This is a genomic window from Onishia niordana, assembly GCF_004798965.1.
In the GTDB taxonomy this organism is placed as follows: Bacteria; Pseudomonadota; Gammaproteobacteria; order Pseudomonadales; family Halomonadaceae; genus Onishia; species Onishia niordana.
The window spans coordinates 1-380 of record NZ_SDSD01000028.1; the positions used below are offsets into that span (position 1 = coordinate 1).

Genomic DNA, 380 nt, shown 5'->3' on the forward strand with positions numbered 1-380 from the left:
TTGATAATGTGGCTTTTGCTTTGAAAATCAAGGGAGTGAACAAATCAGAAATCGCACAACGTGTTTCTGAGTCGCTTAAGCTTGTGCAACTAGAAGGCTTCGAGAAACGTGCTATCAGTAAACTCTCTGGGGGGCAAAAACAACGTGTTGCTATTGCACGCGCCATTATTGACCGACCCAAAGTTCTCTTGCTGGATGAATCCCTGTCGGCTTTGGATATGAAGCTCCGTAAGGATATGCAATATGAACTGCGTGAGTTGCAACAAAGCCTGGGTATCACTTTTATTTTTGTGACTCATGATCAGGAAGAAGCTTTGGCCATGTCCGACTGGATCTTCATTATGAATGAGGGTGAAATTGTTCAGTCAGGCACACCAACC

General features: G+C 44.2%; 1 protein-coding gene. It reads left to right on the forward strand.

Annotated features, from left to right (window positions below):
- Nucleotides 1–380: ABC transporter ATP-binding protein (locus tag ETC27_RS17820; RefSeq protein ID WP_136256059.1), on the forward strand; the 380-nt coding region annotated here is incomplete at both ends.